27 protein-coding genes are annotated in these 26,239 nt (G+C 70.0%); 12 read left to right on the top strand and 15 right to left on the bottom strand.

Annotation, left to right across the window (positions count from 1 at the left end; translation table 11 throughout):
• Window positions 1-104 precede the first annotated feature (104 nt).
• Window positions 105-1,469 (bottom strand): endo-1,4-beta-xylanase, encoded by a 1,365-nt coding sequence (locus ACWD4G_RS25365; protein WP_451297116.1) that lies wholly within the window; start codon window positions 1,467-1,469, stop codon window positions 105-107.
• Window positions 1,470-1,567: 98 nt separating this feature from the next.
• Entirely contained in the window at window positions 1,568-2,665 is a 1,098-nt protein-coding gene (locus tag ACWD4G_RS25360; protein WP_451297114.1) for a LacI family DNA-binding transcriptional regulator, read from the bottom strand.
• A 171-nt stretch (window positions 2,666-2,836) separates the two neighbouring features.
• On the opposite strand from ACWD4G_RS25360, the gene ACWD4G_RS25355 reads away from it, so the two are divergent.
• The 4 genes from ACWD4G_RS25355 to ACWD4G_RS25340 all read left to right on the top strand — a co-directional run bounded on the left by ACWD4G_RS25355 (window position 2,837) and on the right by ACWD4G_RS25340 (window position 8,528).
• Window positions 2,837-4,168 (top strand): ABC transporter substrate-binding protein, encoded by a 1,332-nt coding sequence (locus ACWD4G_RS25355; protein WP_451297112.1) that lies wholly within the window; start codon window positions 2,837-2,839, stop codon window positions 4,166-4,168.
• A complete protein-coding gene (locus ACWD4G_RS25350; protein WP_451297110.1) occupies window positions 4,165-5,028 on the top strand; it encodes a carbohydrate ABC transporter permease in 864 nt (287 codons plus the stop codon). The genes ACWD4G_RS25355 and ACWD4G_RS25350 overlap by 4 nt, the downstream gene beginning before the upstream one ends.
• Window positions 5,029-5,092: 64 nt before the next feature.
• A complete protein-coding gene (locus tag ACWD4G_RS25345; RefSeq protein ID WP_451297108.1) occupies window positions 5,093-5,938 on the top strand; it encodes a carbohydrate ABC transporter permease in 846 nt (281 codons plus the stop codon).
• A 214-nt stretch (window positions 5,939-6,152) separates the two neighbouring features.
• Window positions 6,153-8,528 carry a beta-xylosidase/alpha-l-arabinosidase gene (locus ACWD4G_RS25340; protein ID WP_451297106.1) on the top strand — a complete coding sequence of 792 codons (2,376 nt, stop codon included), beginning with the start codon at window positions 6,153-6,155 and terminating at the stop codon, window positions 8,526-8,528.
• A 2-nt stretch (window positions 8,529-8,530) separates the two neighbouring features.
• Here ACWD4G_RS25340 and ACWD4G_RS25335 read toward each other — a convergent pair whose 3' ends face one another.
• The 3 genes from ACWD4G_RS25335 to ACWD4G_RS25325 all read right to left on the bottom strand — a co-directional run bounded on the left by ACWD4G_RS25335 (window position 8,531) and on the right by ACWD4G_RS25325 (window position 10,179).
• Window positions 8,531-8,719, bottom strand: a complete 189-nt coding sequence (locus ACWD4G_RS25335) for a hypothetical protein (RefSeq protein WP_451297104.1) — start codon at window positions 8,717-8,719, stop codon at window positions 8,531-8,533.
• A 64-nt stretch (window positions 8,720-8,783) separates the two neighbouring features.
• Window positions 8,784-9,158, bottom strand: a complete 375-nt coding sequence (locus ACWD4G_RS25330; RefSeq protein WP_451297102.1) for a hypothetical protein — start codon at window positions 9,156-9,158, stop codon at window positions 8,784-8,786.
• A gap of 70 nt (window positions 9,159-9,228) precedes the next feature.
• Window positions 9,229-10,179: a helix-turn-helix domain-containing protein gene (locus ACWD4G_RS25325; protein ID WP_451297101.1), complete on the bottom strand. Its 951-nt coding sequence runs from the start codon at window positions 10,177-10,179 to the stop codon at window positions 9,229-9,231.
• Between the two features lie 178 nt (window positions 10,180-10,357).
• Between ACWD4G_RS25325 and ACWD4G_RS25320 the strand changes: the two genes are divergently transcribed.
• Window positions 10,358-10,750, top strand: a complete 393-nt coding sequence (locus ACWD4G_RS25320; RefSeq protein WP_451297099.1) for a helix-turn-helix domain-containing protein — start codon at window positions 10,358-10,360, stop codon at window positions 10,748-10,750.
• Window positions 10,751-10,848: 98 nt separating this feature from the next.
• On the opposite strand, the gene ACWD4G_RS25315 is transcribed toward ACWD4G_RS25320, so the two are convergent.
• The 5 genes from ACWD4G_RS25315 to tsaB all read right to left on the bottom strand — a co-directional run bounded on the left by ACWD4G_RS25315 (window position 10,849) and on the right by tsaB (window position 14,014).
• Window positions 10,849-11,286, bottom strand: a complete 438-nt coding sequence (locus ACWD4G_RS25315) for an RlpA-like double-psi beta-barrel domain-containing protein (RefSeq protein ID WP_451297097.1) — start codon at window positions 11,284-11,286, stop codon at window positions 10,849-10,851.
• A gap of 122 nt (window positions 11,287-11,408) precedes the next feature.
• Entirely contained in the window at window positions 11,409-11,702 is a 294-nt protein-coding gene (locus ACWD4G_RS25310; RefSeq protein WP_451297095.1) for a hypothetical protein, read from the bottom strand.
• Window positions 11,699-12,802: a tRNA (adenosine(37)-N6)-threonylcarbamoyltransferase complex transferase subunit TsaD gene (gene tsaD, locus ACWD4G_RS25305; RefSeq protein WP_451297093.1), complete on the bottom strand. Its 1,104-nt coding sequence runs from the start codon at window positions 12,800-12,802 to the stop codon at window positions 11,699-11,701. The genes ACWD4G_RS25310 and tsaD overlap by 4 nt, the downstream gene beginning before the upstream one ends.
• Window positions 12,795-13,355, bottom strand: coding sequence for a ribosomal protein S18-alanine N-acetyltransferase (gene rimI, locus ACWD4G_RS25300; protein WP_451297091.1), 561 nt, complete (start codon window positions 13,353-13,355; stop codon window positions 12,795-12,797). Before rimI ends, tsaD begins: the two co-directional genes overlap by 8 nt.
• Entirely contained in the window at window positions 13,352-14,014 is a 663-nt protein-coding gene (tsaB, locus tag ACWD4G_RS25295; RefSeq protein ID WP_451297089.1) for a tRNA (adenosine(37)-N6)-threonylcarbamoyltransferase complex dimerization subunit type 1 TsaB, read from the bottom strand. Before tsaB ends, rimI begins: the two co-directional genes overlap by 4 nt.
• A 124-nt stretch (window positions 14,015-14,138) precedes the next feature.
• Here tsaB and ACWD4G_RS25290 point away from each other — a divergent pair, with 124 nt between their 5' ends.
• On the top strand, window positions 14,139-14,699 hold the full coding sequence (locus tag ACWD4G_RS25290; protein ID WP_451297087.1) for a L,D-transpeptidase: 561 nt from the start codon (window positions 14,139-14,141) through the stop codon (window positions 14,697-14,699).
• 532 nt (window positions 14,700-15,231) lie between these two features.
• On the opposite strand, the gene tsaE is transcribed toward ACWD4G_RS25290, so the two are convergent.
• The 3 genes from tsaE to alr all read right to left on the bottom strand — a co-directional run bounded on the left by tsaE (window position 15,232) and on the right by alr (window position 18,492).
• On the bottom strand, window positions 15,232-15,678 hold the full coding sequence (gene tsaE / locus ACWD4G_RS25285; protein ID WP_451297398.1) for a tRNA (adenosine(37)-N6)-threonylcarbamoyltransferase complex ATPase subunit type 1 TsaE: 447 nt from the start codon (window positions 15,676-15,678) through the stop codon (window positions 15,232-15,234).
• Window positions 15,679-15,814: 136 nt separating this feature from the next.
• Window positions 15,815-17,074 (bottom strand): alpha/beta fold hydrolase, encoded by a 1,260-nt coding sequence (locus ACWD4G_RS25280; protein ID WP_451297085.1) that lies wholly within the window; start codon window positions 17,072-17,074, stop codon window positions 15,815-15,817.
• 254 nt (window positions 17,075-17,328) lie between these two features.
• Entirely contained in the window at window positions 17,329-18,492 is a 1,164-nt protein-coding gene (alr, locus tag ACWD4G_RS25275; RefSeq protein WP_451297083.1) for an alanine racemase, read from the bottom strand.
• A 213-nt stretch (window positions 18,493-18,705) separates the two neighbouring features.
• Between alr and glmS the strand changes: the two genes are divergently transcribed.
• The 3 genes from glmS (at window position 18,706) to ACWD4G_RS25260 (ending at window position 22,768) form a co-directional block, all read left to right on the top strand.
• Window positions 18,706-20,553, top strand: a complete 1,848-nt coding sequence (gene glmS / locus ACWD4G_RS25270) for a glutamine--fructose-6-phosphate transaminase (isomerizing) (protein WP_451297396.1) — start codon at window positions 18,706-18,708, stop codon at window positions 20,551-20,553.
• A 42-nt stretch (window positions 20,554-20,595) separates the two neighbouring features.
• Window positions 20,596-20,967 carry a holo-ACP synthase gene (locus ACWD4G_RS25265; protein ID WP_451297081.1) on the top strand — a complete coding sequence of 124 codons (372 nt, stop codon included), beginning with the start codon at window positions 20,596-20,598 and terminating at the stop codon, window positions 20,965-20,967.
• 349 nt (window positions 20,968-21,316) lie between these two features.
• The gene (locus tag ACWD4G_RS25260) at window positions 21,317-22,768 is read left to right on the top strand and encodes an NAD(P)H-hydrate dehydratase (protein ID WP_451297079.1); all 1,452 of its coding nucleotides are present in this window, start codon (window positions 21,317-21,319) and stop codon (window positions 22,766-22,768) included.
• Window positions 22,769-22,859: 91 nt separating this feature from the next.
• Here ACWD4G_RS25260 and ACWD4G_RS25255 read toward each other — a convergent pair whose 3' ends face one another.
• A complete protein-coding gene (locus ACWD4G_RS25255; protein ID WP_451297077.1) occupies window positions 22,860-23,366 on the bottom strand; it encodes a hypothetical protein in 507 nt (168 codons plus the stop codon).
• Between the two features lie 81 nt (window positions 23,367-23,447).
• On the opposite strand from ACWD4G_RS25255, the gene ACWD4G_RS25250 reads away from it, so the two are divergent.
• Complete coding sequence (locus ACWD4G_RS25250; RefSeq protein WP_451297075.1) at window positions 23,448-23,639, top strand: hypothetical protein; 192 nt, start codon at window positions 23,448-23,450, stop codon at window positions 23,637-23,639.
• Window positions 23,640-23,674: 35 nt separating this feature from the next.
• Here ACWD4G_RS25250 and ACWD4G_RS25245 read toward each other — a convergent pair whose 3' ends face one another.
• Entirely contained in the window at window positions 23,675-23,902 is a 228-nt protein-coding gene (locus ACWD4G_RS25245; protein WP_451297073.1) for a hypothetical protein, read from the bottom strand.
• 253 nt (window positions 23,903-24,155) lie between these two features.
• Here ACWD4G_RS25245 and coaA point away from each other — a divergent pair, with 253 nt between their 5' ends.
• Both coaA and ACWD4G_RS25235 read left to right on the top strand, forming a co-directional pair.
• A complete protein-coding gene (gene coaA, locus ACWD4G_RS25240; RefSeq protein WP_451297071.1) occupies window positions 24,156-25,124 on the top strand; it encodes a type I pantothenate kinase in 969 nt (322 codons plus the stop codon).
• 43 nt (window positions 25,125-25,167) lie between these two features.
• On the top strand, window positions 25,168-26,088 hold the full coding sequence (locus ACWD4G_RS25235) for a DUF389 domain-containing protein (protein ID WP_451297069.1): 921 nt from the start codon (window positions 25,168-25,170) through the stop codon (window positions 26,086-26,088).
• Window positions 26,089-26,239: the final 151 nt, after the last annotated feature.

Raw genomic sequence — 26,239 nt, 5'->3', positions numbered from 1 at the left:
TACGGGCGAGAACCGTCTGCCGCCTTTCCTTCGGGAATTCTCAGACTTCTCAGGCCCCGTAAGGGCGTCAGAAAGGGCCTCCGCAACGGCGTCAGAGGCACAGCTCAGCCCAGTGTCACCGTCGGCACCGGATTGCTGCCGCTCCACGTCGCGTTGAAGCCGAAGGACACCGAACCGCCGCTCGGGACGCTCCCGTTCCAGGAGGCGTTCGAGCAACTGACCGCCGTGCCGGACTGGGCGCAGGTCGCGTTCCATGCCTGGCTGATCTGCTGTCCGGCCCCGAACGTCCAGTTGACGCGCCAGGAGGAGAGCGAGGACCCGGCGGCGCAGCTGATCGTCACATTGCCGGTGAAGCCGGTGTTCCACTGGCTCGCCACGGTGTAGGCGGCCGTGCAGCCGTCCGTCGACGGCGGAGGCGTGGTGCCCGTACCGCCGAGCCCGGTGACGATGCCGTAGTACGCGGGTTTCGGGTTGTAGTTCTCGTCGTACGGGGTCGCCGCGCCCTGGCCCGGGAAGGTGTCCGGAATCCAGGAGTCGGAGTCGGTGAAGCCCCACACCGTGACGCCGGTGCACCGGGTCACCGCCACGCATGCCTTCACGACCGCGTCGTACTCGGTGCGCTGCTGGGCCAGCTTCGCCTCGGTGGCCGGGAGTTGCATCCGGATGTCGAGTTCCGTGATGGCCACGTCCACGCCGAGGTCGGCGAAGCGCTGGATGTTCTGCTGGAGCGTGGAGGGGACCTGGCCGAGGATGAGGTGGGCTTGGAGGCCGACGCCGTCGATCGGGACGCCTCGCGCCTTCAGGTCTGCGACCAGGTTGTAGAGAGCGGTGCTCTTCGCGTTGACGCCCTCGACGTTGTAGTCGTTGATGTAGAGCTTGGCGTCCGGGTCGGCGGCGCGGGCGGCGGTCAGCGCCTGGGCGATGTAGTCGGCGCCGAGGCCGTTGTACCAGAGGGTCTGACGGTAGGTGCCGTCCTCGTTGAAGGGCTCGTTGACCACGTCCCAGGCGGCCAGCCTGCCCTTGTAGCGGCCGACTTCGAGCGCGATGTGGTCGTTCATCAACTGGCTGAGCTGGGCGGACGTCCAGGTGCCGTTGGTCAGCCAGCTGGGGTTCTGGCTGTGCCAGACGAGGGTGTGGCCGCGTACGTCCTGGTCGTGGGCCTCGGCGAAGGCGACGATCTGGTCGGCCTCGGTCCAGTTGAAGGTGCCCTGGGTCGGTTCGACCGAGCCCCACTTCATGGCGTTGCCGGGGGTGAGCCAGTTGAACTCGCGGCCGGCGATCTCGCCGTATGTTCCGGTGAGCTTGGAGCCGGTCACCGCCGTGCCGATCGCCTTGCCCTTGGCGGCGGCGAGGTCTCTCAGGGGCGGGTCGGCCGCGTGGGCGGCGGGGGCCGCGACGAGCAGGGCGGCGAGCGCTGCCGCGCCGGTGAACAGGGCGGTGAGGGATAAGCCGGTTCTCAGAGTTCTCATGCGGGCGCCTCCGAAAGTTTCGGTTGTGCAACCGATTGGCTTCGGAGCAGTGTGGGGGGCCGCACCACACTCGTCAATACAGCAACACAACCACGCGGCTAAACCGCCGGAGGCACCCCCGTGCTGCTCCGCACCACCAGGCTCGTCGCCAGCTCCACCCGCGTCGCCGACGACGAACCGTCCTGGCGGCCCAGGTCCAGCACCAGCCGGGCCGCCGCCTCGGCCATCTCCATCAGCGGCTGCCGTACGGTCGTCAGCGGCGGGCCCACCCAGCGGGCCACCGGCAGATCGTCGAACCCGACCACGCTCACGTCCTCCGGGATGCGCAGCCCCAGCTCGCGCGCGGCCTCGTACAGGCCGAGCGCCTGGAGGTCGTTGCCCGCGAAGACGGCGGTGGGGCGGTCGGGGCGGCGCAGCAGTTCGAGGCCCAGCCGGTAGCCGGTCTCGTGGTGGAAGTCGCCCGCCTTGATCATGCCCGGGTCGACCGGTAGCCCGGCGGTTTCCAGCGCCGCCCGGTAGCCGTCCACGCGCGCGCGGCTGCACATCATCCGCGAGGGGCCGCTGATCGCGCCGATGCGGGTGTGACCGAGTTCGATCAGATGCCGGGTGGCGGCGAGGCCCCCCTGCCAGTTGGTGGCGCCGATCGAGGGCACGTCGTCGCCGGGGTCGCCCGCCGGGTCCATCACCACGAAGGGGATGGAACGGCTGGTCAGCAGCGCCCGCTGCGACTCGTCCAGCCCGGACAGCACGAGTACGACTCCGTGCGGGCGGCGGGCGGCGACCTGGTCGGCCCAGGTGCGGCCGGGGGTGAGCCGGCCCGCGCTCTCGGAGAGGACGACGCTCAGGCCCTCCTCCCGCGCCACGTTCTCGACACCCCGGATGACCTCCATCGCCCAGGCGCTCTCCAGTTCGTGGAAGACCAGGTCGATCAGCGGGGACCGGGTCGCCTCCGCGCGGCGGCGCCGGTAGCCGTACTCGCGCAGCAGCTCCTCGACCCGGGTGCGGGTGGCGGGGGCGACGTCCGCACGGCCGTTGAGCACCTTCGAAACAGTCGGAGCCGAGACCCCGGCCTGCCGGGCGATCTCGGCCAGCGTCGCCGTCTGTGTGGAGTGCGACGAACGCGCTCTTGTCTGAGCTGTCTGAGTTATCTGCGTTGTCTGCGTTGTCTGCGTTTCCTCGGACTTCACGGGCTTCATGGGCGGGATCGTATCCCTGCGCGACCTCTTGACGAACCCTTTCGACGGCCATACGTTCCCGGAACGTTCGAAGAAACAGCCGAAACATTCGCACCACCCCACGCACTCACCCTCCGGCAAGTCCCGCAATGCCCGTACTCGCCACCCGCAATGTTCGTGAGAGGTGCTGTCATGGAGTCGAACAGAGGCCGGACGTTCAGCAGGCGCTGGGTGCTCGGCGCCGGCGCCGCCTCATTGGTCACCGCCGGTACCACCGGCCTCACCGCCTGCGGCTCCGGCAGCTCCGCCGGAGGCGACGGCAAGACGATCACCGCGTTCGTGTACGGCGACGACGCGGTGAAGGTCCAGCAGGCCTCGGTGGACCGGTACAACAAGTCGGCCGCGGCGAAGAAGGCCGGCGGCACCGTCAAACTGACGGAGGTCCCCGGCTCCGACTACTCCCCCAAGCTCCGCACCGCCATGGGCTCCCCGAGCGCCCCCGACGTCTTCTTCAACTGGGGCGGCGGCTCCATCAAGGCGTACGAGGAGGCCGGCAAGCTCGTCGACCTCACCGACATCATCGAGGGCGACCCGGTCCTCAAGGACGGCTTCCTGCCCTCGATCCTCGCCGCCGGCGACCTCAAGGACCGCCACTACGGCATCCCCATGCGCGGTATGCAGCCGGTCATCCTCTTCTACAACAAGTCCGTCTTCGCCGAGCACAAGCTCCAGCCGCCCACCACCTGGGACCAACTCCTCGACACCAACGCCAAGTTGAAGAAGGCGAAGATCACCCCGTTCGCACTCGGCGGCTCCGACATCTGGCCGGAACTGATGTGGCTGGAGTACCTGGTCGACCGCATCGGCGGCCCCGAGGTCTTCAAACGCATCCAGAACGGCGACGCCGAGGGCTGGGGCGACCCGGCCGTCCTCAAGGCCGCCGAACTCGTCAAGGAACTCATCGACGACGGCGCCTTCGGCTCCAAGTTCACCTCGGTGTCGTACGTCAACGGCGGCGCCCCCGCGGTCTTCGCGCGCGGCAAGGCCGCCATGCACCTGATGGGCTCCTGGGACTACTCCACCCAGCTCGGCAAGTTCCCCGACTTCGCCAAGAAGAACATGGGCTGGGCCGCCTTCCCCACCGTCGAGGGCGGCACGGGCGACGTCCGCAACGTCGTCGGCAACCCCACCAACTACTGGTCCGTCAACGCCCGTACGAAGAACCAGGACCTGGCGATCGGCTTCCTCAAGGACTGCGCCTCGAAGGAGTACGCCCAGGCCCTCATCGACAACGGCGACGTCCCCACCACCTCCAACGCCGCCGATCTGCTCGCCTCCGCCCCCAACCCCGAGTACGCCACGTTCCAGTACGACATGGTCCAGCAGGCCCCCGCGTTCACCCTCTCCTGGGACCAGGCCCTCGGCGACGCGCTCGGCACCAAGATGCACACGGAGATAGGCAAGCTGTTCGCGGGCCAGTCGTCGCCGAGCGAGTTCGTGACGGCGTGCAAGGGGCTCAAGTGACCACGAAGGTCAGCCGGGTAGGCCGCCCGAGCGCCGCCTGGGCCCTCCCCGGCGTCCTCTTCTTCACCTTCTTCGCGGTCGTCCCGATGGCCCTCGCCCTCTACCTCTCCTTCACCAGCTGGGACGGCCTCGGCGACCCGCGACCCGTGGGCCTCGCCAACTGGCAGAAGCTGCTCGACGACCCCCGACTGACCCAGTCCCTGTGGCTGACGGTCGTCCTGACGCTCGCCAGCTGGGCGTTCCAGACGGTCGTGGCCCTGCTCCTGGGCGTCTGGGCGGCGGGCCGTCAACGCAACCGCGCCGTACTCTCCGCGATCTTCTTCGTCCCGTTCCTGCTCTCCTCCACCGCCATAGCGATCCTCTTCTACGCCCTTCTCGACCCGAACTTCGGCATCATCCAGAAGGACACCCTGGGCAGCCAGAGCGGCGCGTTCCTGGCGATCGTGTTCGTCGGCGGCTGGCAGTTCATCCCCTTCCACACCCTGATCTACCAGGGCGGGGCCCGCCAGATCCCCGACGTCCTCTACCAGGCCGCCGCCATCGACGGCGCCGGCCGCTACCGCCAGTTCTTCTCGATCACCCTGCCTCAGCTCCGCAACACGATCACCACGTCCACGGTCCTGATCGTCGTCGGCTCACTGACGTATTTCGAGACCGTCCTGATCCTCACCAAGGGCGGCCCCGGCACGGACACCGCGATCCTGCCTTACCTGATGTACGAGGCGGGCTTCAAGACGTACGACTTCGGCTACGCGTCCGCCATCGCGACCTTCCTGGTCATCGCGGCAACGGGCCTGTCCCTCGTCCTGGTCAGGCTGTCGGGCTTCGGCACCATGCGCAGTACGCGCGAAGGGATGTGACGAGGTGTCACACGATACGTTGCCGCGTCCCGCGAAGACCGAAGAGCCCCCACCGGAGCGCGCGATGAGCAGCCCCCGCCGCCGACGCCACTGGACGAGACGCGCCAATCCGGTGGCCGGCCTCGGCGCCTTCCTCTGGCTGATCGTCGTCCTGGTCCCCATCTACGCGATGCTGTCGGCGTCCTTGACGGGGGTCGACGACAGCGGCAGCAGCAATCCCCTCCGCCCGCCCTCCGACCCCACCCTCGACAACTACAACACGGTCCTCAACAACGGCTTCGGCCACCTGCTCAGCAACACGGCGATCGTCGCGGTGACGGTGGTCGGCATAGTCCTGGCCCTCGCGACCCCCCTCGCCTACGCGGCCGTACGCACCCGGAACCGCTGGTCGAACGCCGCGTTCCGCCTCTTCCTCCTGGGAGTGGCGATCCCGGCGCAAGCGGTCGTGGTCCCCCTGTACTTGCTGATCGCGAAACTGGACCTCTACGACACCCTCCTCGCCGTCATCCTCCCGACGGCGGCCTTCGCGATGCCGGTCTCGGTACTGGTCCTGGTCGGCACCCTGCGGGACGTCTCGGAGGACCTGTACGAGGCGATGGCCCTGGACGGCGCCTCACCCCTGCGGATGCTGTTCCAACTGACGATCCCCCTGGCCAAGGGCGGCATCAGCACGGTCGTCATCTACGCCGCGCTCCAGGCCTGGAACGGCTTCCTCTTCCCCCTGATCTTCACCCAGTCCGACGGCCCCCGAGTCCTCACCCTCGGCCTCTTCAACTACGTCAGCCAGTTCGGCATCAACATCCCGGCACTGCTGGCGTCCGTCGTCCTCTCCGGGGTTCCGATCTTCGCGGTTTATTTGGTGGCGCGGAGGGCGTTGGTGGGTGGGTTGATGGGGGTGGGGGGCAAGTGACGGATGACGGCTGACAGATAACAGATGACGAAATCTGTCATCTGAAATCCGACATCTGATATCCGTCGCCTGTCATCCGAAATCCGTCATCCGTCATCCGTCATCCACCGTCTGTCATCCGTCATCCGATCTCCGAAATCTGTCATCCGCCATCTGCCATCCGTCATCCGTCATCCGCCACTCGCCCTCCGACCCGGCACCTGACAGGAGTTCCATGACCACCGCCGCCTGGCGTGACCCCGATCTGTCGCCCGAGGTCCGTGTCTCGGACCTGCTCTCCCGGATGACCCTCGAAGAGAAGACCGCGCAGTTGTACGGCGTGTGGGTGAAGAGTGATGCGAACGGTGAGGACATCGCCCCCGATGAGGAGGGGATGTCGGAGGCGTTCGACTTCGATGAGTTGATCACCCGGGGCCTGGGCCAGCTCACGCGGGCGTTCGGTACGGCCCCCGTGGACCCGGCGCTGGGCGCGCAGGCACTGGCCCGCGCCCAGCGTCGCATCATGGCCGCGAACCGTTTCGGCATCCCGGCGGTCGCCCACGAGGAGTGCCTGGCCGGCTTCACCGCCTGGCGGGCCACCGCCTACCCGGTCCCCCTGGCCTGGGGCGCGACGTTCGACCCGTCCCTGGTCGAGGAGATGGCCCGGCACATCGGCGAGGACATGGCGTCGATCGGCGTCCACCAGGGGCTGGCCCCCGTCCTGGACGTGGTCCGCGACCCGCGCTGGGGACGGGTCGAGGAGACGATGGGCGAGGACCCGTACCTGGTGGGCACGATCGGCTCGGCGTACGTACGGGGCCTGGAGTCGGCCGGAATCGTGGCGACGCTGAAGCACTTCGCCGGGTACGCGGCGTCCGTCGGCGCCCGTAATCACGCGCCGGTGCGGGCCGGGGTACGGGAGTTCGCGGACATCGTCCTGCCGCCCTTCGAGATGGCGTTGCGGGAGGGCGGCGCCCGCTCGGTGATGGCGGCGTACACGGAGACGGACGGCGTCCCGGTGTCGGCGGACCCGAGCCTGTTGACCGAACTCCTCCGCGAGCAATGGAAGTTCACGGGGACAGTGGTCTCCGACTACTTCGGCGTCGGCTTCCTGGAGACGAACCACCGCGTGGCGGCGGACCGCGCGGAGGCGGCCCACGCGGCGCTCGCCGCCGGCATCGACGTGGAGCTGCCCACCCTGCGCTGCTACGGCGAACCCTTGGTGACGGCGGTACGCGCGGGCGAGATCCCCGAGTCCCTGGTGGACCGGGCCGTACGCCGGGTCCTGCTCCAGAAGTGCGAGTTGGGCCTGCTGGACGAGGACTGGACCCCGGAGCCCACCGCGACCGGAACCGCCTCCTCCGTCGCCTCCGTGCCCGCGGTCGACCTCGATCCCCCGGTGAACCGTGCCCTGGCCCGCCGTCTGGCCGAGGAGTCGGTGGTGCTGCTGGACAACCCCGACGCCGTACTCCCCCTCGCCCCCGACATCAGGATCGCGGTGGTGGGCCCACGGGCCGACGACCCCCTGGCCATGCTCGGCTGCTATTCCTTCCCCTCCCACGTCCTCCCCGCCCACCCCGGCACCCCCCTGGGCATCGAGATCCCCACGGTCCTGGACTCCCTGCGCACGGAACTCCCCGACGCGAAGATCACGCACGCGCACGCGTGCGACGTGGACGGCGACGACACAGGAGGCTTCCCGGAAGCGGTCGCGAGAGCCTCGGAGGCCGACGTCTGCGTGGCGGTACTCGGTGACCGGGCGGGCCTCTTCGGCCGAGGCACGTCCGGGGAGGGCTGCGACGCGGAGGACCTGCGCCTCCCCGGAGTCCAGGCGAAACTGCTGGACGCCCTGATCGCCACAGGCACCCCGGTGGTCCTTGTCCTCCTCACCGGCCGCCCCTACGCCCTGGGCCGCTGGCAAGGCCAACTGGCCGCCTCCGTACAGGCGTTCTTCCCCGGGGAGGAGGGCGGCCCGGCGGTGGCGGGAGTGCTGTCGGGCCGCGTCTCCCCCTCGGGCCGCCTCCCGGTGAGCGTCCCGAACCGCCCCGGCGGCCAGCCGTGGACGTACCTCCAGCCACCCCTGGGCCTGGTGGGCAACGCCAGCAACCTGGACCCCACCCCCCTCCATCCCTTCGGCCACGGCCTGTCGTACACGTCGTTCGAGTGGACGGACTTCGAGGGCCGGGGCTCTGAGGGCGAGGCCGCCACCGGCAGCCCGGTCCCGGAGATCGCCACGGACGGCACGTACGACATCTCACTCACCGTCCGCAACACCGGCGACCGCCCCGGCGCGGAAGTCGTCCAGCTCTACCTGCACGACCCGGTGGCCACGGTGACCCGCCCCGACATCCGCCTGATCGCGTACCACCGCCTGGAGTTGCCCCCGGGCGAGGCCTCCCGCATCACCTTCCGCTTCCACGCGGACCTGTCGTCGTTCACGAGCCGCGCGGGCAACAGGGTGGTCGAACCGGGCGCCCTGGAACTCCGGTTGGGCGCATCGAGCACGGACATCCGCCACACGGCCCGCCTGACACTCACAGGCCCCGTACGCGAACTGGCCCCGGATCGCCGCCTGCACTGCGAAACGGAGGTCCAGCCGACGGAGGGCTGACATCAGAAGCGCTGCTTCAACCGCCGCCCCGGCTGCCCCTCCGCGATCCCGGGGAGTACGACGTCCATCTCACACCACACCGCCTTGCCGACGGTCAGCTCGTCCACCCCCCACCGGTCGGCGGCCTCCCCCACGATGAGCAGCCCGCGCCCGAACCTGTCGTCCACGGCGGCCTGGCGCGGGCTCGGCATCAACTGACCGCGCGGCCTGTCGCCGGAACAGAGGACGCGTCAAACGCCCCGGAGAAGATCGAGGTCAAGAAGGCGGTTCGCCGCTGCAGCCGCCCGCCCACAGGTCCTCGTCCTGCTCGTCAGGCAGCAAACCCCTCCCTTCTCCGCAGGACTTGAGACCCCGGCCGGCAACGAGGCGATACGAACGGTTGTCGCTGACGAGCAGCACATCGCGGACCAGCGGCGTGAGAAGGGCGCGCTGCCCAACGAGCTCCGGGGCGTCCAGGAGCGGAACAGCCGCTTCCCGAACAACTGGGTCCGGAGCGTGGAAGAAAGCAGCCGCAGCCTGAAAGAGCCCGGGACGCAGTGCCCGGACCTGTACGGACTCGGGATGCTCCTCCAGGCAAAGCCCCACACGCGCCATGTGCGTCTCTGCCTCGCCACCGACCTCGGTGGCCACCGACTCCACTCAGCTCAGCAGATCCGTGATCGTCACACGTCGAGTACGGCTGTTACTCGCCCCCACCCCCTCAAGCCCCGCTGTCACAAAGCTCCGTGATGGTGCGCCACTCGCGAGGTGACATGCCGTATGCCATACGGAAGGCCCTGCTGAAGTGCGGGTAGCTCGTGAAGCCGTAGCGGTGGGCTATGGCCGTCAGGGCCGGGGGGTTGTGGGCCGGGCGGCTGAGGGCCCGGCGGCAGGCTTCCAGGCGGCGGTGCTGTATCCAGCGGCTCACGGTCGTGCCCTCGTGCTGGAAGAGCCTGTGGACGTGGCGTACGGAGATGTGGTGGGCGGCGGCGATGGTCCGGGGGGTGAGGTCCGGATCGGTGAGGCGGTCCTCGATGAAGCCCTTGATCCGCAACCGCAGCACCGTGCTCGCGACATCGGCGCCAGTGCTCGCGGGGTCGGCGCCGTCGCCGTTTCCGGCGCCGGCCCCGGAGCCACCGCCGCTGCGTACACCGTCCAGTTCCAGTCGCTCGGCGGCCAGCGTGGCCAGCAGGTCGGCCGTGTTGCGGGCGAGCAGGGGGCGCAGGTGGGGCCCGTAGGTGGCGGCGCGGTCGGCGAGGCGGGAGAGGAACGGGATGACCAGGGCGGCGGCTTCGGTGTGGGGCTGGACCGGCGCCTCGGTGATGCGCCGCCGGTCGGCCTCCCGTATGCCCAGCCACTGGGTCGGTAAGCGGAACGCGTGCGTGCGGGAGCGGTCCGGGCAGGTGAGGGTGTAGGGGCGGGTGGTGTCGGTGAAGGCGAGACTTCCGGGGCGGAGCAGGGTCCGCCGGTCGTTCTGGTCGATGATCACGGAGCCGCTGTCCTGGAGCAGCACCACGACGTGGTCGTCGCGCGTGGAGTGGACAGTCGTGCGTGCGGACTTCTGGACGCGCAGAGGGCCAGCCTCGGTCGAGGTGATGCGCAACGGACCGGCCTCGGTGGTCGTGACACGCAGGGGGCCGAACCGGTAAGTGGTGACGGTGTCGCCGAGCATGACCGTTCTCCTCACGAGCTGTGGTCTCTGCCGCAGCTAGACGGGTGGGGAGGCGGCCCGGTTCATGGCCGTGGAGGCGTCCTTGTGGGGCATGTCCTCTGGCGCGGTCGGGCAACTCGGCCCCCGCATTGGCCCATACCTTCGTGCCGCCCCTCCCAAGTCCCAGGAGTCGCGTGCGATGACCACTGCCCGCTACGAACCTTCGCCCGCGCACAGTGGACCCGCCGAGCCAGGCGCCCTCGGGGCACGGCAGTTGGAGACGGTCATCGCGTATATGCGGGCTCATCTCGCCGACCGTATCGGCCTGGACGATCTCGCCCGCGAAGTCGCGCTGAGCCGATTCCATTTCCTGCGTCTTTTCTCCGCGACGACCGGCCAGACACCCCATCGATTTCTCACCGGGCTACGGATCGAGACCGCGCGCCGATTACTGGAGTCCACCGACGAACCCGTCGGCAGAATCGGCCTGCGCTGCGGATTCAGTACGGCCAGTCATTTCACCGCGGTGTTCCGTCGGCATATCGGCCATACGCCCACGGGCTATCGACAATTCCGACGCGGCGTCGACTGAGCGGTGAACAACGAGGAAAGGCCCGGCCGTTGGGGACACCCGGCCGGGCCTGACGACAGAACCGATCAGAAGCCAACTCGGCTTCGACGATCAGACGCTCACTCCGCTTCGACCCACGTCGTGTAGAACCGCCCGACACCCAGATCGCGCAGCCTCTGGAACGCGGCGGGGCTGAGGTCCACGTCGTTCGGCGCGCACCCCGCGCACCTGTCGACGACCGTCACGGTGATGACCGGCTTCGACCAGCTCCCGGCCGCGTCGCTGAAGACGACCATCTTCCGCCCGCACACAGGGGAGTTGTTGGGGTTGGGGTAGCTGCCGTACACCTGCGGGGAGACGGCCGCCACCATCTCGTTGTCGCTGTTGTACCAACCGCACGCCCCGATCCCGGCGCTCGGGTTGTACCAGGTGGCGTCGCCCCAGTGCTGGGTGCCCGGGGTCCACGCGGCGGCGGGGGTGGCACCCACCAGGGCGGTGGCGAAGGCGCCGAGGGAGACGACGCCGACCGTCATGGAACGACGGGTGGTGCTCTTCATGGATCTGAGCGAATTCGCTATGCGGGACACGTTCAACTCCTGGAAGAGAAGGTCACTTGCTGTGGCCAGCAGTGACAATACGCACGTCCCGCACAGGAACTCTGTCGCGAAATTGCGGTCAACTATTGGGAAATTGCGGAGTTGATCCCATCGACTCGAACCGACTCGAACCGCCAACGATGGACCGCCCGGGTCACCAACTCACCCGCCGGCTCGGGCAATTCAGGCAGCTCGGCGTCGTACTCGGCGTCCCACCAGGTGATGACCAGTACGCGGTCCTGGGGCGCCCGGAAAATCTCGCGGCGCAGGAACCGGCCGCCGGATTCCTCCGGCAGTTCCTGCGCCAGCGTCCAGGCGAGCAGTTCGGCCCCGCGCCCCTCGACGGCACGGGCCTCCCACATCAACGCGACGGTCACGAGTACAGGTTCTCCCGCGCGACCTCGTGAACATGGTCATGTGCGTGCTCATGAGAGTTCCCCGGCACATGCGGGTCCGTCACCGGCAGTGAGGAGTCCGCCGACAGATCCCAGTCCGACGCGGCCCGCCCACGCGCCACCATCTCGGCGCCCAACGCGGCCACCATCGCCCCGTTGTCCGTGCACAACTTGGGCCGGGGCACCCGGAGTCGAATGCCGGCCGTCTCGCACCGCTCCCGCGCGAGCGCCCGCAGCCGGGAGTTGGCGGCGACCCCACCGCCGATCATCAGATGATCGACCCCCTGGTCCTTGCAGGCCCGCACGGCCTTGCGCGTCAGCACGTCAACAACGGCCTCCTGGAAGGACGCCGCCACATCCCGCACCGGCACCTCCTCCCCCGCCGCCCGCTTGGCCTCGATCCAACGGGCCACAGCCGTCTTCAGCCCGGAGAAGGAGAAGTCGTACGCGGGGTCACGGGGGCCCGTCAGCCCGCGCGGGAACGCGATCGCGCCCGGGTCGCCCTCGCGCGCGTACCGGTCGATCACCGGCCCACCCGGGAACCCGAGATTCAGCACGCGCGCGATCTTGTCGAACGCCTCCCCCGCCGCGTCGTCGATCGTCGCCCCCATCGGCCGTACGTCCGAGGTGATGTCCGTCGACAGCAGCAGCGACGAGTGCCCACCACTCACCAGCAGCGCCATCGTCGGCTCGGGCAGCGCCCCGTGCTCCAGCTGGTCCACACAGATGTGGGACGCCAGATGGTTGACCCCGTACAGCGGCTTGCCCAGTGCGTACGCGTACGCCTTCGCCGCCGACACACCGACCAGCAGGGCACCGGCGAGCCCCGGACCGGCGGTCACGGCGATGCCGTCGAGGTCCTTCGCGCCGACCCCCGCCTCCTTCAGCGCCCGGTCGATGGTCGGAACCATCGCCTCCAGATGGGCCCGTGAGGCCACCTCCGGCACGACCCCACCGAAACGGGCGTGCTCGTCGACACTGGACGCGACGGCATCGGCCAGCAGCGTGTGGCCCCGCACGATCCCGACACCGGTCTCGTCGCAGGAGGTCTCGATCCCCAGGACCAGGGGTTCGTCAGTCATGGTTCTTGTTCTCGGTTTCTTCTGCTTCTTCTACGGAGGTCGGTGCCGCTTCTTCTACGGAGGGCGGTGCCGCGCCGCTGTCCGACTTGGTGTCGAGGCGCATGACGAGGGCGTCGACGTTCCCCGGTTGGTAGTAGCCGCGGCGGAAGCCGATCGCCTCGAAGCCGAAGCGCTCGTACAGCCGTTGCGCGCGGATGTTGTCGACCCGGCATTCGAGCATCACCTGGGGGCACTCGAACGCGGTCGCGGCCCGCAGCAGTTCGGTCAGCAGCAGCGCGCCGAGCCCGGTGCCCCAGTGCTCCCGGGCGACGGCGATGGTCTGTACGTCGGCGATGTCCCCGGCGGCGGCCAGCCCCCCGTACCCGACGATCCGCCCGCTCTCCGGGTCCTCGGCCACGTAGTACCGCCGGGTCGCCCGCGGTCCGCGCGCATGGGCGAGGTCCGACCAGAACATGCCCCGGGACCAGGCGTCCTCCGGGAAGAGGACCTTCTCCAGCTCCAGTACGGGCTCGATGTCCCACCAGCGCATCTCGCGCAGCACAGGTGTCGTCACTTGGGGGTGACCACCTTGTAGTTCTTGGGCACCTGGGCGTCGGGCCGCCGCAGATACAGCGGCCGGGGCGCCTCCAGTTCCTCACCGGCGGCCAGCCGTTCGGCGGCGAGCGACGCGAGCGAGGCCGCCGACACATGCTCGGGCCCCCGCGCGTCCGGGAACGTGTCCGGATACAGCCGCGCCCCCGCCCCCACGGCCGGCATCCCGGCCACGACGTCCGCGATCTCACCCGGTCGATCGACGGCCGGTTCGGTCACCCGCGCGCGCGGACTCTCGTACCGCGCCCAGTAGACCTCTTTGCGCCGGGCGTCGGTGGCGACCACGAACGGCCCCTCGATCCCTTCGGCCCCGGCCTCATGGGCAAGACCGTCGAGGGTGCACAGGCCGTGGACGGGGACCCCGAGGGCGAGGCCGAAGGTGTCGGCGGTCATCAGCCCGACACGCAGCCCGGTGTACGGTCCGGGCCCGACGCCCACGACGATCCCGGTGACGGCGTCGAGGCGGACGCCCGCCTCGGCGAGGACCCGGTCGACGGCGGGCAGCAGCAGTTCCCCGTGCCGACGCGCGTCCACCTGGCTCGACGCGGCGACGACATCCGTCCCGTCGTGCAGGGCGACGGTGACGGCGGGGGTGGCGGTATCCAGAGCGAGCAAGAGCACGCAAACAGCCTACGGCGCTTCGGCCGGGCCCACGGCCGACCCAGTCCACCCTCCCTCTGCTGCTACCGTCACAGCACAGAGGTATTTCACAGGCGTACAGGGGTACGAGAGGTGGGCGCAGAAGGTGGCCAGTAGCAGCTCGGGATTCGTGGCCGGGCTCACGGCGGCGGCCATCGCCGCAGTCGGTTTCCTCACCTACCAGGCACAGGCGAGCGTGCCGAAGGACCTGGGCAAGCCGAACGCCTCCGAGTCCCCGGCGGCCAAGAAGTCCAAGGCCCCCGCCGAGAAGGAGAAGGACGACACCGAGTCCCTCCCCGAGAACTCGGGCACGGGCGAGCGGGTCGTCTACTCCCTCGACGAGGACCGCGTCTGGCTGATCGGCGCCAACGAGAAGATCACCCGTACGTTCGAGGTCACGCCCAGCACGGTCGACCCCACCCCCTCCACCTACGCGGTCACCTCCCGCTCGGCCGCCGTCACGGGCTCCGACGGCACCCCCATCGAACACGTGGTCCGCTTCGCGACGGTAGACGGAGTCTCGATCGGCTTCAGCGCGGCGGTGGACGGCTCAACCCCCCAGCCCGACCCGACCACCAAAACGGGCGGCATCCGGGAATCAAGGGCAGACGGCAAGGCGATGTGGGAGTTCGCGGCCATCGGCACACAGGTGGTCGTGGTCGAGTAGGAGTGCCTGGGAGCGTCGATGAGGGGCGCCTGGGGCAGATGAGGGGCGCCTGGGCGCCGAGGGGCCACTGCTGCTTTCAGGGGCGCGGGGCCGTATCGATATGCGGCTCCGCCGCGTGGGCGCGACCAGCCCCCACCCACCCGCAGCCGCGATACGCCCCCCATCACCCCTCCCAGGGCGCAAACAGTCACGCAGCCTCGGGGCACCGCCCAGCCACAGGGCGCCGTTCCACGGCCTTCACCGGCGGAGCCACAGGCGGAGCCGGAGGCGTGGACACCGCCTTCGCCGCCGCACAAGAAGCCAAAAGGTCCCGCATCGACACCCCACCCACCCCGGAGGGCTTCCGCTCAACGGTCGACATGGACGCCTCCTGGTGCACCCGGCGAACCAAGTTAGGTAGACCTAACCAAGGACTGGCTACCATGTGACCACGCCGAACACGCCCAACGCAACACGTTGCCGACACCTTGTCGGAACGCACACAAGCCCGGACACAGCCGCGTAAGCGAAATCCGCCCGGCGACAAGCGGCCTCAGGCCGAGAGCGCCCCCAGCTCCACCGATGCCCACCGCTCGCCCGCCCCGGTGACGGTGACATGCCGTACTTCGTCGGTCGTGTCCCCGACGGCCCGGTGGATGACGACATTCAGCCGGTCGTCGGTCAGCTCCTCGACCTTGCCCTCGCCCCACTCCACCACGATCACCGATTCGGGCAGCGAGACATCGAGATCGAGGTCCTCCATCTCGTCGAGCCCGCCGCCCAGGCGGTACGCGTCGACGTGGACGAGGGGCGGCCCGTCGCCCAGCGGGGGATGCACACGGGCGATCACGAACGTCGGCGAGGTGACGGCCCCCCGCACCCCGAGCCCTTCCCCGAGCCCACGCGTGAGCGTCGTCTTCCCGGCCCCCAGCTCCCCGTTGAGCATCACCAGATCCCCGGCCCGCACCACCTTGGCCAAACGACGCCCCAGCTCAAGCATCTGCCCGGGCGCATTGACGGTGATCTCGACGGACGACGAGGACGACGAGGACGGGAACGGGGACGACGAAGGCGACGACGCCGAGGACGGCGAAGACGACGACGCGGACGACGACGAGGTGGCGGGGGCCACGGTCTCACCCACCCCGCGCGGTGCTGCTGGCGCTTCCATAACCACTTACGGTAGCCCCCGCCGGCACGGCCCCCGCACGCGTGAGCAGATCGGCGAGCCGGTCCGTCACCACCTCGGGGTGCTCCAGCATCACCAGATGCCCGGCATCCGGCACCAGCACCAGCTCGGCGTCCGGCAGCACATCGGCGATGACCTCGCTGTGCTCGCTCGGTGTGATGAGGTCCTTGACCCCGGCCAGCACGAGCACCGGCAGCTCGGCGAACGCCGCCAACGCCTCCGTCTTGTCGTGGTCGGTGAACGCCGGGTAGAACTCGGCGACGACGTCGATGGGCGTGCCCTCGATCATCCGTTCGGCGAAGCGGGCGATCGCCGGATCGACGTCCCGTGACGCGAACGAGTACCGCTTGATGATCCCGGCGAACAGATCGGCGGTGGCCCGCCGCCCCCGCTCCACCAGCGCGGCCTGCTGTCCCATCGCCTTCAGCACCCCCGGCAGCACCCGCCGCACCGCGTTGACGCCCGCGACGGGCAGCCCGAAGTTGACCTCGCCGAGCCGCCCCGACGACGTACCGATGAGCGCGACGGCGACGACCCGCTCACGGATCAGCTCGGGGTACCGGTCGGCCAGCGCCATAACGGTCATGCCGCCCATGGAGTGCCCGACGAGCACGATGGGCCCCTCGGGCACGGCCGCGTCGATCACGGCCTTGAGGTCGTCGCCGAGTTCGTCGATGGAGACGGACGTACCGTCGCGCAGTTGGGTGACCCCGCGCCCGGAGCGGCCGTGGCTGCGCTGGTCCCAGTGCACGGTCCGGACGACTCCGCGCAGCGCGGCGCGCTGGAAGTGCCAGGAGTCCTGGTTGAGGCAGTAGCCGTGGCTGAAGACGACGGTGACCGGGGCGGGCGCCTTGCGGCCGAAGAGCCGGCGTCTGCGGCCCGCCGGTCCGCCCTGGGGTTCGACGTCGTCGACCTCGTAGTACAGCTCGGTGCCGTCGTCGGCGTACGCCTTGCCGGGGGTGCCGCGCAGCGCCCCGTACGGGCCGGTGGAGTCGAGGGCGAGGCGGGCCTTCCTGCGCATGCCGCGCCCCACCGTGAGGCGCTCTATGGCGACCCCGGCGGCGGCGCCCGCGGCGACCACGCCTATCGCCGCACCCGCGATGCCGGCCCGCCGCCAGATCCCGTCGGCGGCGGCCGACGCGGCGGACGCGGCCGTGGCGGCCGCGTCCGCGACGGCCTCCACGGCCTCCGCGTTGCTCTCGCTCACGTCCCGTTCCCTTTCGCCGACTTCCGGGCCCCGGTTCCGGTCCCGGACACTGCCATCCGACCGCTCCGCGTCCGTACGGAGCTACCCGTCCCGTTCGCCCTTCACTTACTCGTGTTCAGGCGTATTCACGCATTCCCGCGTCTTCATACATCCCCGATATCCATCCCGATCGGCGTACCTCCCGATCGGCGACTCGTGCCCCGCCCGGGACCCGTGCGCCGCTTGGGACCCGTACGCCCGGGGGCGCAGCCGTCTCACACCCCCGTGTCGACATAGACGCGCGGAACGCGGGTTCCGATGCGGGTGACGATCTCATACCCGATGGTTCCGGCCGCCTGCGCCCAGTCCTCGGCGGTCGGCTCGCCCTCGTCGCCCGGCCCGAACAGCACCACCTCGTCCCCGGCGGGGGGTTCGTCCCCGCCGAGGTCGACGATGAACTGGTCCATGGCGACCCGCCCGGCGACGGTCCGCCACTTGCCGCCGACCAGGACGGGCCCGGTGCCGGAGGCGTGCCGGGGGATGCCGTCCGCGTAGCCGACGGGGACCAGGCCGAGGGTGGTGGCGCCGGGGGTGACGTAGTGGTGCCCGTAACTCACGCCGTGCCCGCCGGAGACGTGCTTGACCAGCGCGAGGGAGGCGCTGAGCCGCATCACCGGGCGCAGTCCGAGGTCGGCGGAGCTGCCCAGCTCGGGGCTGGGCGAGATGCCGTAGAGGGCGATCCCGGTGCGGACGAGGTCGTAGTGGGAGTCGGGGAGGGTGAGCGTGGCCGGGGAGTTGGCGATGTGCCGCACCTCGGGGCGTGCGCCCCGCTCCTCGGCGTACGCGACCATCTCGCGGAAACGGTCGAGCTGGGCGGCGATGGACGGATGCCCGGGCTCGTCGGCGCAGGCGAGGTGCGACCAGAGGCCGGTGACGGTGAGGAGCCCCTCGGCCTGCGCGCGCAGCGCTTCCGTCACCAGTTCGGCCCAGTCACCGCCCGGCTGGCAGCCGTTGCGTCCGAGACCGGTGTCGGCCTTGAGCTGCACGCGCGCGCGTGCCCCCGCCCGCCGGGCCGCCTCGGTGACCTCGCGAAGGGCCCACATTCCGCTGACGGTGACGTCGATGTCCGCCTCGATCGCGTCCCGCCAGGGCCCGCCGGGGGTCCACAGCCAGCACATGATCCGCCCCGGCAGCCCCGCCGCGCGCAGCGCCAGCGCCTCCTCCGGGGTGGCCGTGCCCAGCCAGCCCGCCCCCGCCTCGACCGCCGCCCGCGCACACCGCACCGCGCCGTGGCCGTACGCGTCCGACTTCACGACGGCCATCAGGGCGGCGCCCGGCGCCGCCGCGCGGAGCGTGCGCACATTGGCCCGCAGGGCATCCAGATCGATCTCGGCCCGGGCCCGCAGGGGCGCGGTCGCGAGGGGTTCGTTCTCAGTCATGGCAGGGCCAGTGTCTCAGAGAGCACCGACGGCGCAGCGGGTCACCCGATCCCCGCGCGGGAGGTCACCCGATATGAGGGCGGCAGGTCACCCGGTGCGAGAGCGCACCGAGCACCCCATGAGGGCACACCGGACGCCCCGCTGTCAGACATGTCACGTACAGTCACAAGAGACACACCACAGGCCATGACCGGGACGGACGCAGGGGTTGATATGTGCGGAATCGTGGGATACGTCGGCTCGCAGTCCGCTCTGGACGTGGTCCTGGCCGGTCTGAAGCGGCTGGAGTACCGGGGGTACGACTCGGCGGGCGTCGCGGTGCCGGCCGACGGGGGCCTGGCCGCCGCCAAGAAGGCCGGGAAGCTGGTCAATCTGGAGAAGGAGCTGGTCGACCGCCCGCTGCCCACCGGCACGACCGGCATCGGCCACACCCGCTGGGCCACCCACGGCGCCCCCACGGACGCCAACGCCCACCCGCACCTGGACAACGCGGGCCGGGTCGCGGTCGTCCACAACGGCATCATCGAGAACTTCGCCGCACTCCGCGCCGAGTTGGCCGAACGCGGCCACGACCTGGTCTCGGAGACCGACACCGAGGTCGTCGCCCATCTCCTCGCCGAGGAGTTCTCGTCGTGCGACGACCTCGCGGAGGCGATGCGGCTGGTGTGCCGTCGGCTGGAGGGCGCGTTCACGCTGGTCGCGGTGCACGCGGACGCCCCGGACGTGGTCGTGGGCGCCCGCCGCAACTCCCCGCTGGTGGTCGGCGTCGGCGAGGGCGAGGCCTTTCTCGCGTCGGACGTCGCCGCGTTCATCGCCCACACCCGCTCGGCGATCGAGCTGGGCCAGGACCAGGTGGTGGAGCTGCGCCGCGACGGGGTGACGGTGACGACGTTCGACGGCCGCCCCGCCGACATCCGTTCGTACCACGTGGACTGGGACGTCTCGGCCGCCGAGAAGGGCGGCTACGACTACTTCATGCTCAAGGAGATCGCCGAGCAGCCGAAGGCGGTCGCCGACACGCTCCTCGGCCGGATCGACGCGGCGGGCTCGCTGACCCTCGACGAGGTCCGGATCTCCGCCTCGGAGCTGCGCGAGCTGGACAAGGTGGTCATCGTGGCGTGCGGTACGGCGTTCCACTCCGGCCTGATCGCCAAGTACGCCATCGAGCACTGGACGCGTATCCCCTGCGAGGTGGAGCTGGCCAGCGAGTTCCGCTACCGCGACCCCATCCTCGACCCGCGCACCCTGGTCATCGCCATCTCCCAGTCCGGCGAGACGATGGACACGCTGATGGCGCTGCGCCACGCCCGCGAACAGGGCTCCAAGGTCCTGGCGATCTGCAACACCAACGGCTCGACGATCCCGAGGGAGTCGGACGCGGTCCTCTACACCCACGCGGGCCCTGAGGTGGCGGTGGCGTCGACGAAGGCGTTCCTGACCCAGCTGGTGGCCTGCTACCTCGTAGCTCTGTACTTGGGCCAGGTACGGGGCACGAAGTGGGGCGACGAGATCTCGGCGGTCATCCGCGACCTCTCCCGTATCTCGGACGCGGTGGAACGGGTCCTGGAAACGATGGAGCCCGTACGGGAGTTGGCGCGCACCCTCGCCGCGAAGAACACGGTGCTGTTCCTGGGCCGCCACGTCGGGTACCCGGTGGCGCTGGAAGGCGCCCTGAAGCTCAAGGAGTTGGCGTACATGCACGCCGAGGGCTTCGCGGCGGGTGAGCTGAAGCACGGCCCGATCGCCCTGATCGAGGAGGACCTGCCCGTGGTCGTCGTGGTCCCGTCCCCCGCCGGGCGCTCGATCCTCCACGACAAGATCGTCTCCAACATCCAGGAGATCCGCGCGAGGGGCGCCCGCACGATCGTCATCGCGGAGGAGGGCGACGACACGGTCACGCCCTACGCCGACCACCTGATCCGCATCCCCGCCACACCGACCCTCCTGCAACCCCTCGTCGCCACGGTCCCCCTCCAGGTCTTCGCCTGCGAACTGGCGACGGCGCGGGGCAACGAGGTGGACCAGCCGAGGAACTTGGCGAAGTCGGTGACGGTGGAGTAGGGAGCACATCCGGAAATCCGTAGGTGCCCTAAGGTGCGGGGCATGCCCATCATCGGAGTCGGCATCGACGTCGCCGAGATCGACCGCTTCCAGGCCGCCCTGGAACGCACCCCCACCATGGCCGAACGGCTCTTCCTGGAGACCGAGTTGTTCCTCCCGAGCGGCGAACGCCGAGGCATCGCGAGCCTCGCGGCCCGCTTCGCGGCCAAGGAAGCCCTGGCCAAGGCCCTCGGCGCCCCCGCCGGCCTCCACTGGACCGACGCCGAGGTCTACGTCGAGGACTCCGGCCAACCCCGCCTCCGAGTAACCGGCACGGTCGCCTCCCGCGCCTCCGAACTGGGCGTCAAGTCCTGGCACATCTCCTTGAGCCACGACGCGGGGGTGGCTTCGGCAGTGGTGGTGGCGGAGGGCTGACCGGCGACCGCGTTGCTCCGCTTCGCCGCGGGCAATCGCGCCGCTGGGGCGGCAGCCCACCCAGCAGCCGCCATAGCCACGGGCAACCGCAGCCGTCGTAGCTGCGGGCAATCGTGCCGCTCGGGCGATGGGGGCACCTCCCGCGCGAGCGAAGCCGAGCGTGGGGGAGGGTGGGCGCAGCGGCACCCTGTAAGCGCCGGTAAGCGAAACCCCGGCCCGGCCGGCACCACCCCCGAGCACCCGACACCCAAGGCCCACCCCACCCTCGGCACCACCCCCGAGCACCCAACCCCCAAGGCCCACCCCACCCAAGCTGCACCCGGCCCCCACCCCAAGGCAGACTCACCCCATGCGCTCAGCCCACCGCGTAGAAACCGTCCGCACAGCCGAACGCACCCTGATGTCCCGCCTCCCCGACGGCGCCCTCATGCAACGCGCCGCCGCAGGACTGGCCGCAGCCTGCGCGACCACCCTCCCCCGCGTCTACGGCACCCGCGTCGTCCTCCTCACCGGCAGCGGCGACAACGGCGGCGACACCCTCTACGCAGGCGCCCGCCTGGCGAAACGAGGCGCGGGAGTGACGGCGATCCTCCTGAACCCCGGCCGCACCCACCCCGAAGCCCTCAAAGCCCTCCTCCGGGCAGGCGGCACCACAGCCCCCCACACCCCCGAAACCGCCGCCGCCCTCCTCGCCAACGCCGACCTGGTCCTAGACGGAATCGTGGGCATCGGCGGCAGGGGCGGCCTCCGCCCCGAAGCCGCCCACCTGGCCCCCCTCACCGCCACAGCCCGAGCCACCGTGATCGCCGTCGACCTCCCCAGCGGCATCGAACCCGACACCGGCGAGGTCCACGGCCCCGCCATCCACGCCGACCTCACCGTCACCTTCGGCACCCACAAGCCGGGCCTGCTGATCGACCCGGCGCGCGAGTACGCCGGTTCGGTCCGTCTGATCGACATCGGCCTGGACGACACCCTCCCGGCGACCCCCGCCCTGGAATCCCTCCAGCACACCGACGTGGCCGCCCTCCTCCCCCGCCCCACCCCGGAGAGCGACAAGTACCGCCGAGGAGTGGTGGGCATCGCGGCGGGCTCGACCCGCTACCCGGGCGCGGCGGTCCTGGCGGTCGCGGGCGCCCTACGGGGTGGCGCGGGCGCCGTCCGCTACGTGGGCGCCGCCGCCGACGCGGTCCTCGCCCGCTTCCCGGAAACCCTGGTCTCCGACGGCGGCCCGAAGAGGGCGGGCCGGGTCCAGGCCTGGGTGGCGGGCCCCGGCGCGGGCGACGACGCGACCCCGATCGCCGAGATCCTCTCCACGGACGTCCCCGTCCTCCTGGACGCCGACGGCCTGCGCCTCGCCGACCGCGAAACGGTCCGCGCCCGAACGGCCCCCACCCTGATGACCCCCCACGCCGGAGAGGCGGCGGCCCTCCTGGGCATCTCCCGCGAGGAGGTGGAAGCGTCCCGCCTGACCGCCGTACGCGACCTGGCCCGCGCCTACAACGCCACGGTCCTCCTCAAGGGCTCCACCACCCTCATCGCCACCCCCGACGCCCCGGACACCACCCCGGTCCGCGTCAACCCCACCGGCACCCCCTGGCTCGCCACAGCCGGCAGCGGCGACGTCCTCTCCGGCCTGGCGGGCTCCCTCCTGGCCGCGGGCCTCACCCCGCTGGACGCCGGGAGTGCGGCGGCGTATCTGCACGGGCTGGCGGGACGGTACGCCGCCAAGGGGGCTCCGACAGGCGCCCAGTACGTGGCGGAGGCCATCCCCGCAGCCTGGCGCGACATCACGGCCTGAGCCGCACGCACGGACGGCGTCCCTCGCAGGGAACGCCGTCCGTCACTTGTCTCAGCCGGTCTTGATCACCACTTGTCCCAGCCGGTCTCGATCACCCGGCCGGCGGCCCCATGGGGATCTGTTCGGACCAGTTGAAGGTCATCTTCAGATCTCTCTGGCCGTTGGGGAACGCCATGCCCGCGGCCTTCGAGATCATCACCGCCTTCGCGTCCTTCTCCCCGCTACCGTCGTACCCCTCCTTCGAGACACCTCGGGTCAGGGACTCCACGGTCATCGACTGCGTGATCTCGAACTCGACCGTTCCACGCCGGGTCAGCGTGTTGTAGCCGCTCACCGTCGCCTTCAGGTTGAACGAGCCGAGCGCCGCCCGGGTGGCTCCCTCCGCGGTCTCCGGGGACCTGTCGCCGAAGAGCTGGCTGATGGCATCGGCCAGTTCGCCCATCATCATGCCCTTGAGCGGCTCATCGCCCGACACCAGCTCCTTGATCGGCAGTTCGTACATCGCGGCGCCGTACGCGGTCTTGTAGTCGAGCCCCTTGATGGTCTCCCCGGCCTTCGTCCCCTTACGGACCGTCAGGAACCGGCGCACAATGTCCATCCAGATATGCCGTTTGACGTCCTTGGTTCGAACAGCCGGGATGGTGACCTGCGGCCAGGAAGCCTCGGCAAGGATGCGCACATGAACGATCGCGACTGGTACGACGACAGCGACCACGAGGACGCCGTCCAGCGGGCCCGACGTGCGACACGGGTCGGCTGGGCGGCGATCGCCGGCGTGACAGGGCTGCTCGGACTGGTCCTGATCGCCCTCGTCGTCATCGGCGTCGTCGTGGCCGTCGCACTCGGCTACTCCATGGCGGCCATGGACTGAGGCCTGTCCGACGCGCCGACGCCCTCACCGACGCCTCAGTCGCCCTCCTCGATCCGGTCGGCCGCCTCCCGCAGCATCCCGAGGTACTCGGCCTCCTCGCACCGCGGCTTACTCCCCATCCGGTACATGTCAATCGCATCGTCCGGACACTCCCCCAGATCCTCGTCCGGCAGATCCGCCGCGAGCTCGCTGCACACACGCCCGGAGAGATCGGGCCGGTCGGCGCGCGTGGATATTCGGCGCAGAACATTCGGTATGTACATACGACAGACCCCCCAAAGCGTCGTGGACGGCCGGAAGGAAGCTCCCTCCCGACTGCCCGGACGCTAGACCCGCCAACCATCCGAGGTCCATACGGCGCACACACTTCACGCACAGTGGCGACACAACGAGACCGCGCCCACTCGACCACCGACCCCCAAAGCGCCTTCCGCGGCCGTCGCGGCGTGACGGAGCACACCCCGCCACCCGTTCAAACTCCGTTAACAATGGACTGTGATCTCTCCGGTCTCCTCGATGCCCCGGAGCGCCCACCGGCAGCGGCCGGAGGCGACTCCCTACGTCGACCTCACCCGTTCCGAGTGGAGCGCGCTGCGCGACAAGACGCCGCTGCCACTGACCGCCGAGGAGGTCGAGCGGCTGCGCGGCCTGGGCGATGTCATCGACCTCGACGAGGTACGGGACATCTACCTCCCGCTCTCCCGTCTCCTCAACCTCTACGTCGGCGCCACCCACGGCCTGCGCGGCGCACTGAACACCTTCCTGGGCGAACAGGGCTCCCAGTCCGGCACCCCCTTCGTCATAGGCGTCGCCGGCTCGGTGGCCGTCGGCAAGTCCACCGTGGCCCGACTCCTCAAGGCCCTCCTCGCCCGCTGGCCCGAACACCCCCGCGTCGAACTGGTCACCACGGACGGCTTCCTGCTCCCCATGAAGGACCTCCAGGAACGCGGCCTGGTCTCCCGCAAGGGCTTCCCCGAGTCGTACGACCGCCGCGCCCTCACCCGTTTCGTCGCCGACATCAAGGCCGGCAAGGACGAGGTGACGGCCCCCGTCTACTCCCACCTCATCTACGACATCGTCCCCGGCGAGAAACTCGTCGTCCGCCGCCCGGACATCCTCATCGTCGAGGGCCTGAACGTCCTCCAGCCCGCCCTTCCCGGCAAGGACGGCCGCACCCGCGTCGGACTGGCCGACTACTTCGACTTCAGCGTGTACGTGGACGCCGGCGTCGACGACATCGAGCACTGGTACCTCAACCGCTTCAAGAAGCTCCGCCAGACCGCGTTCCAGAACCCCGACTCGTACTTCCGCACGTACACCCAGGTCTCCGAGGACGAAGCCCTCGACTACGCCCGCACCCTCTGGCGCACCATCAACAAGCCGAACCTCGTGGAGAACATCGCCCCCACCCGGGGCCGGGCCACCCTGATCATCCGCAAGGGCCAGGACCACAAGGTCCGACGCCTCAGCCTCCGCAAACTCTGAAGCCGCGCCCCACACCCTCTCGGCCACCTGCTATGAAGACGCCATGCTGCATCTGCGCCTGATCACCCCGCCCGACAGGACCGACGACGTGGTCCACCTGATCGAGAAGACGATCGGCACGACCCATCTCGTCGTCATGCCGGGCACCGCCCGCAACCCGGCCGGGGATGTCGTGATGTGCGATGTGGCCCGCGAGGCGGGCGACGAACTGATCGGCGCGCTACGGGCGTTGGAGCTGGACAGGACCGGCTCGATCGCGGTCGAGAACATCGACCTGTCGCTGTCCAGCCGAGCCGACAAGGCCGAGAAGGAGGCACCGGGCGAAGGCGCGGACGCGGTCCTGTGGGAACACCTGGCCGACGCGACGCACGAGGAGTCGACGCTCTCCCTCACCTACGTCGCCTTCATCACCCTGGCGACGATGATCGCGGCCTGCGGTGTGGTCCTCGACAACGCGATCCTGATCGTCGGCGCGATGGCGGTGGGCCCCGAGTTCGGCCCCCTGGCCGGCCTCAGCACGGCACTCGTCCAACGCCGCCCACGCCTGGCCGTACGCTCACTCGTCGCCCTGCTGGTGGGCTTCGCCGTGGCGATGGCGGTGACCGTGGGCTTCAGCTTCTTCATGGACGCGCTCGGCTATTTCACCGAGGCCAAGCTGGAGGCCGACCGCCCCAACACCGCCTTCGTCTACGCCCCCGACGCCTTCTCCTTCATCGTGGCCGTCCTGGCGGGCATCGCCGGCACCCTCTCCCTGACCTCGGCCAAGTCCGGCGCCCTGGTGGGCGTGGCCATCTCGGTCACCACGGTCCCCGCAGCCGCCAACGCGGCGGTGGCCCTGGCCTACGGCGACACCAAGCAAACAGTCGGCTCCACCAACCAACTCCTACTGAACCTCTTGGGCATCATCCTGGCGGGCACCCTGACCCTCATGTTCCAGAAGTGGCTGTGGTCAAAGGCGCGTTGAGGCCCCGGAGGGAACTGCCAGGGCCGTAGGCCCGGCAGTTCAGGGGCGCGGGGCTGTGAGTGGGCGGTTCGTAAGGTGATGTCCGTTTCTGGCTGGGGTTGGGGCAAGGTCGCTGGTGGAGGGTGGGTCGGCTATTGCTTCCTGGCGAAGT

The organism is Streptomyces sp. NPDC002643, assembly GCF_053592555.1.
Note: the sequence above shows the minus strand (reverse complement) of the source record. Positions and strands in the feature narration are given on the sequence as shown.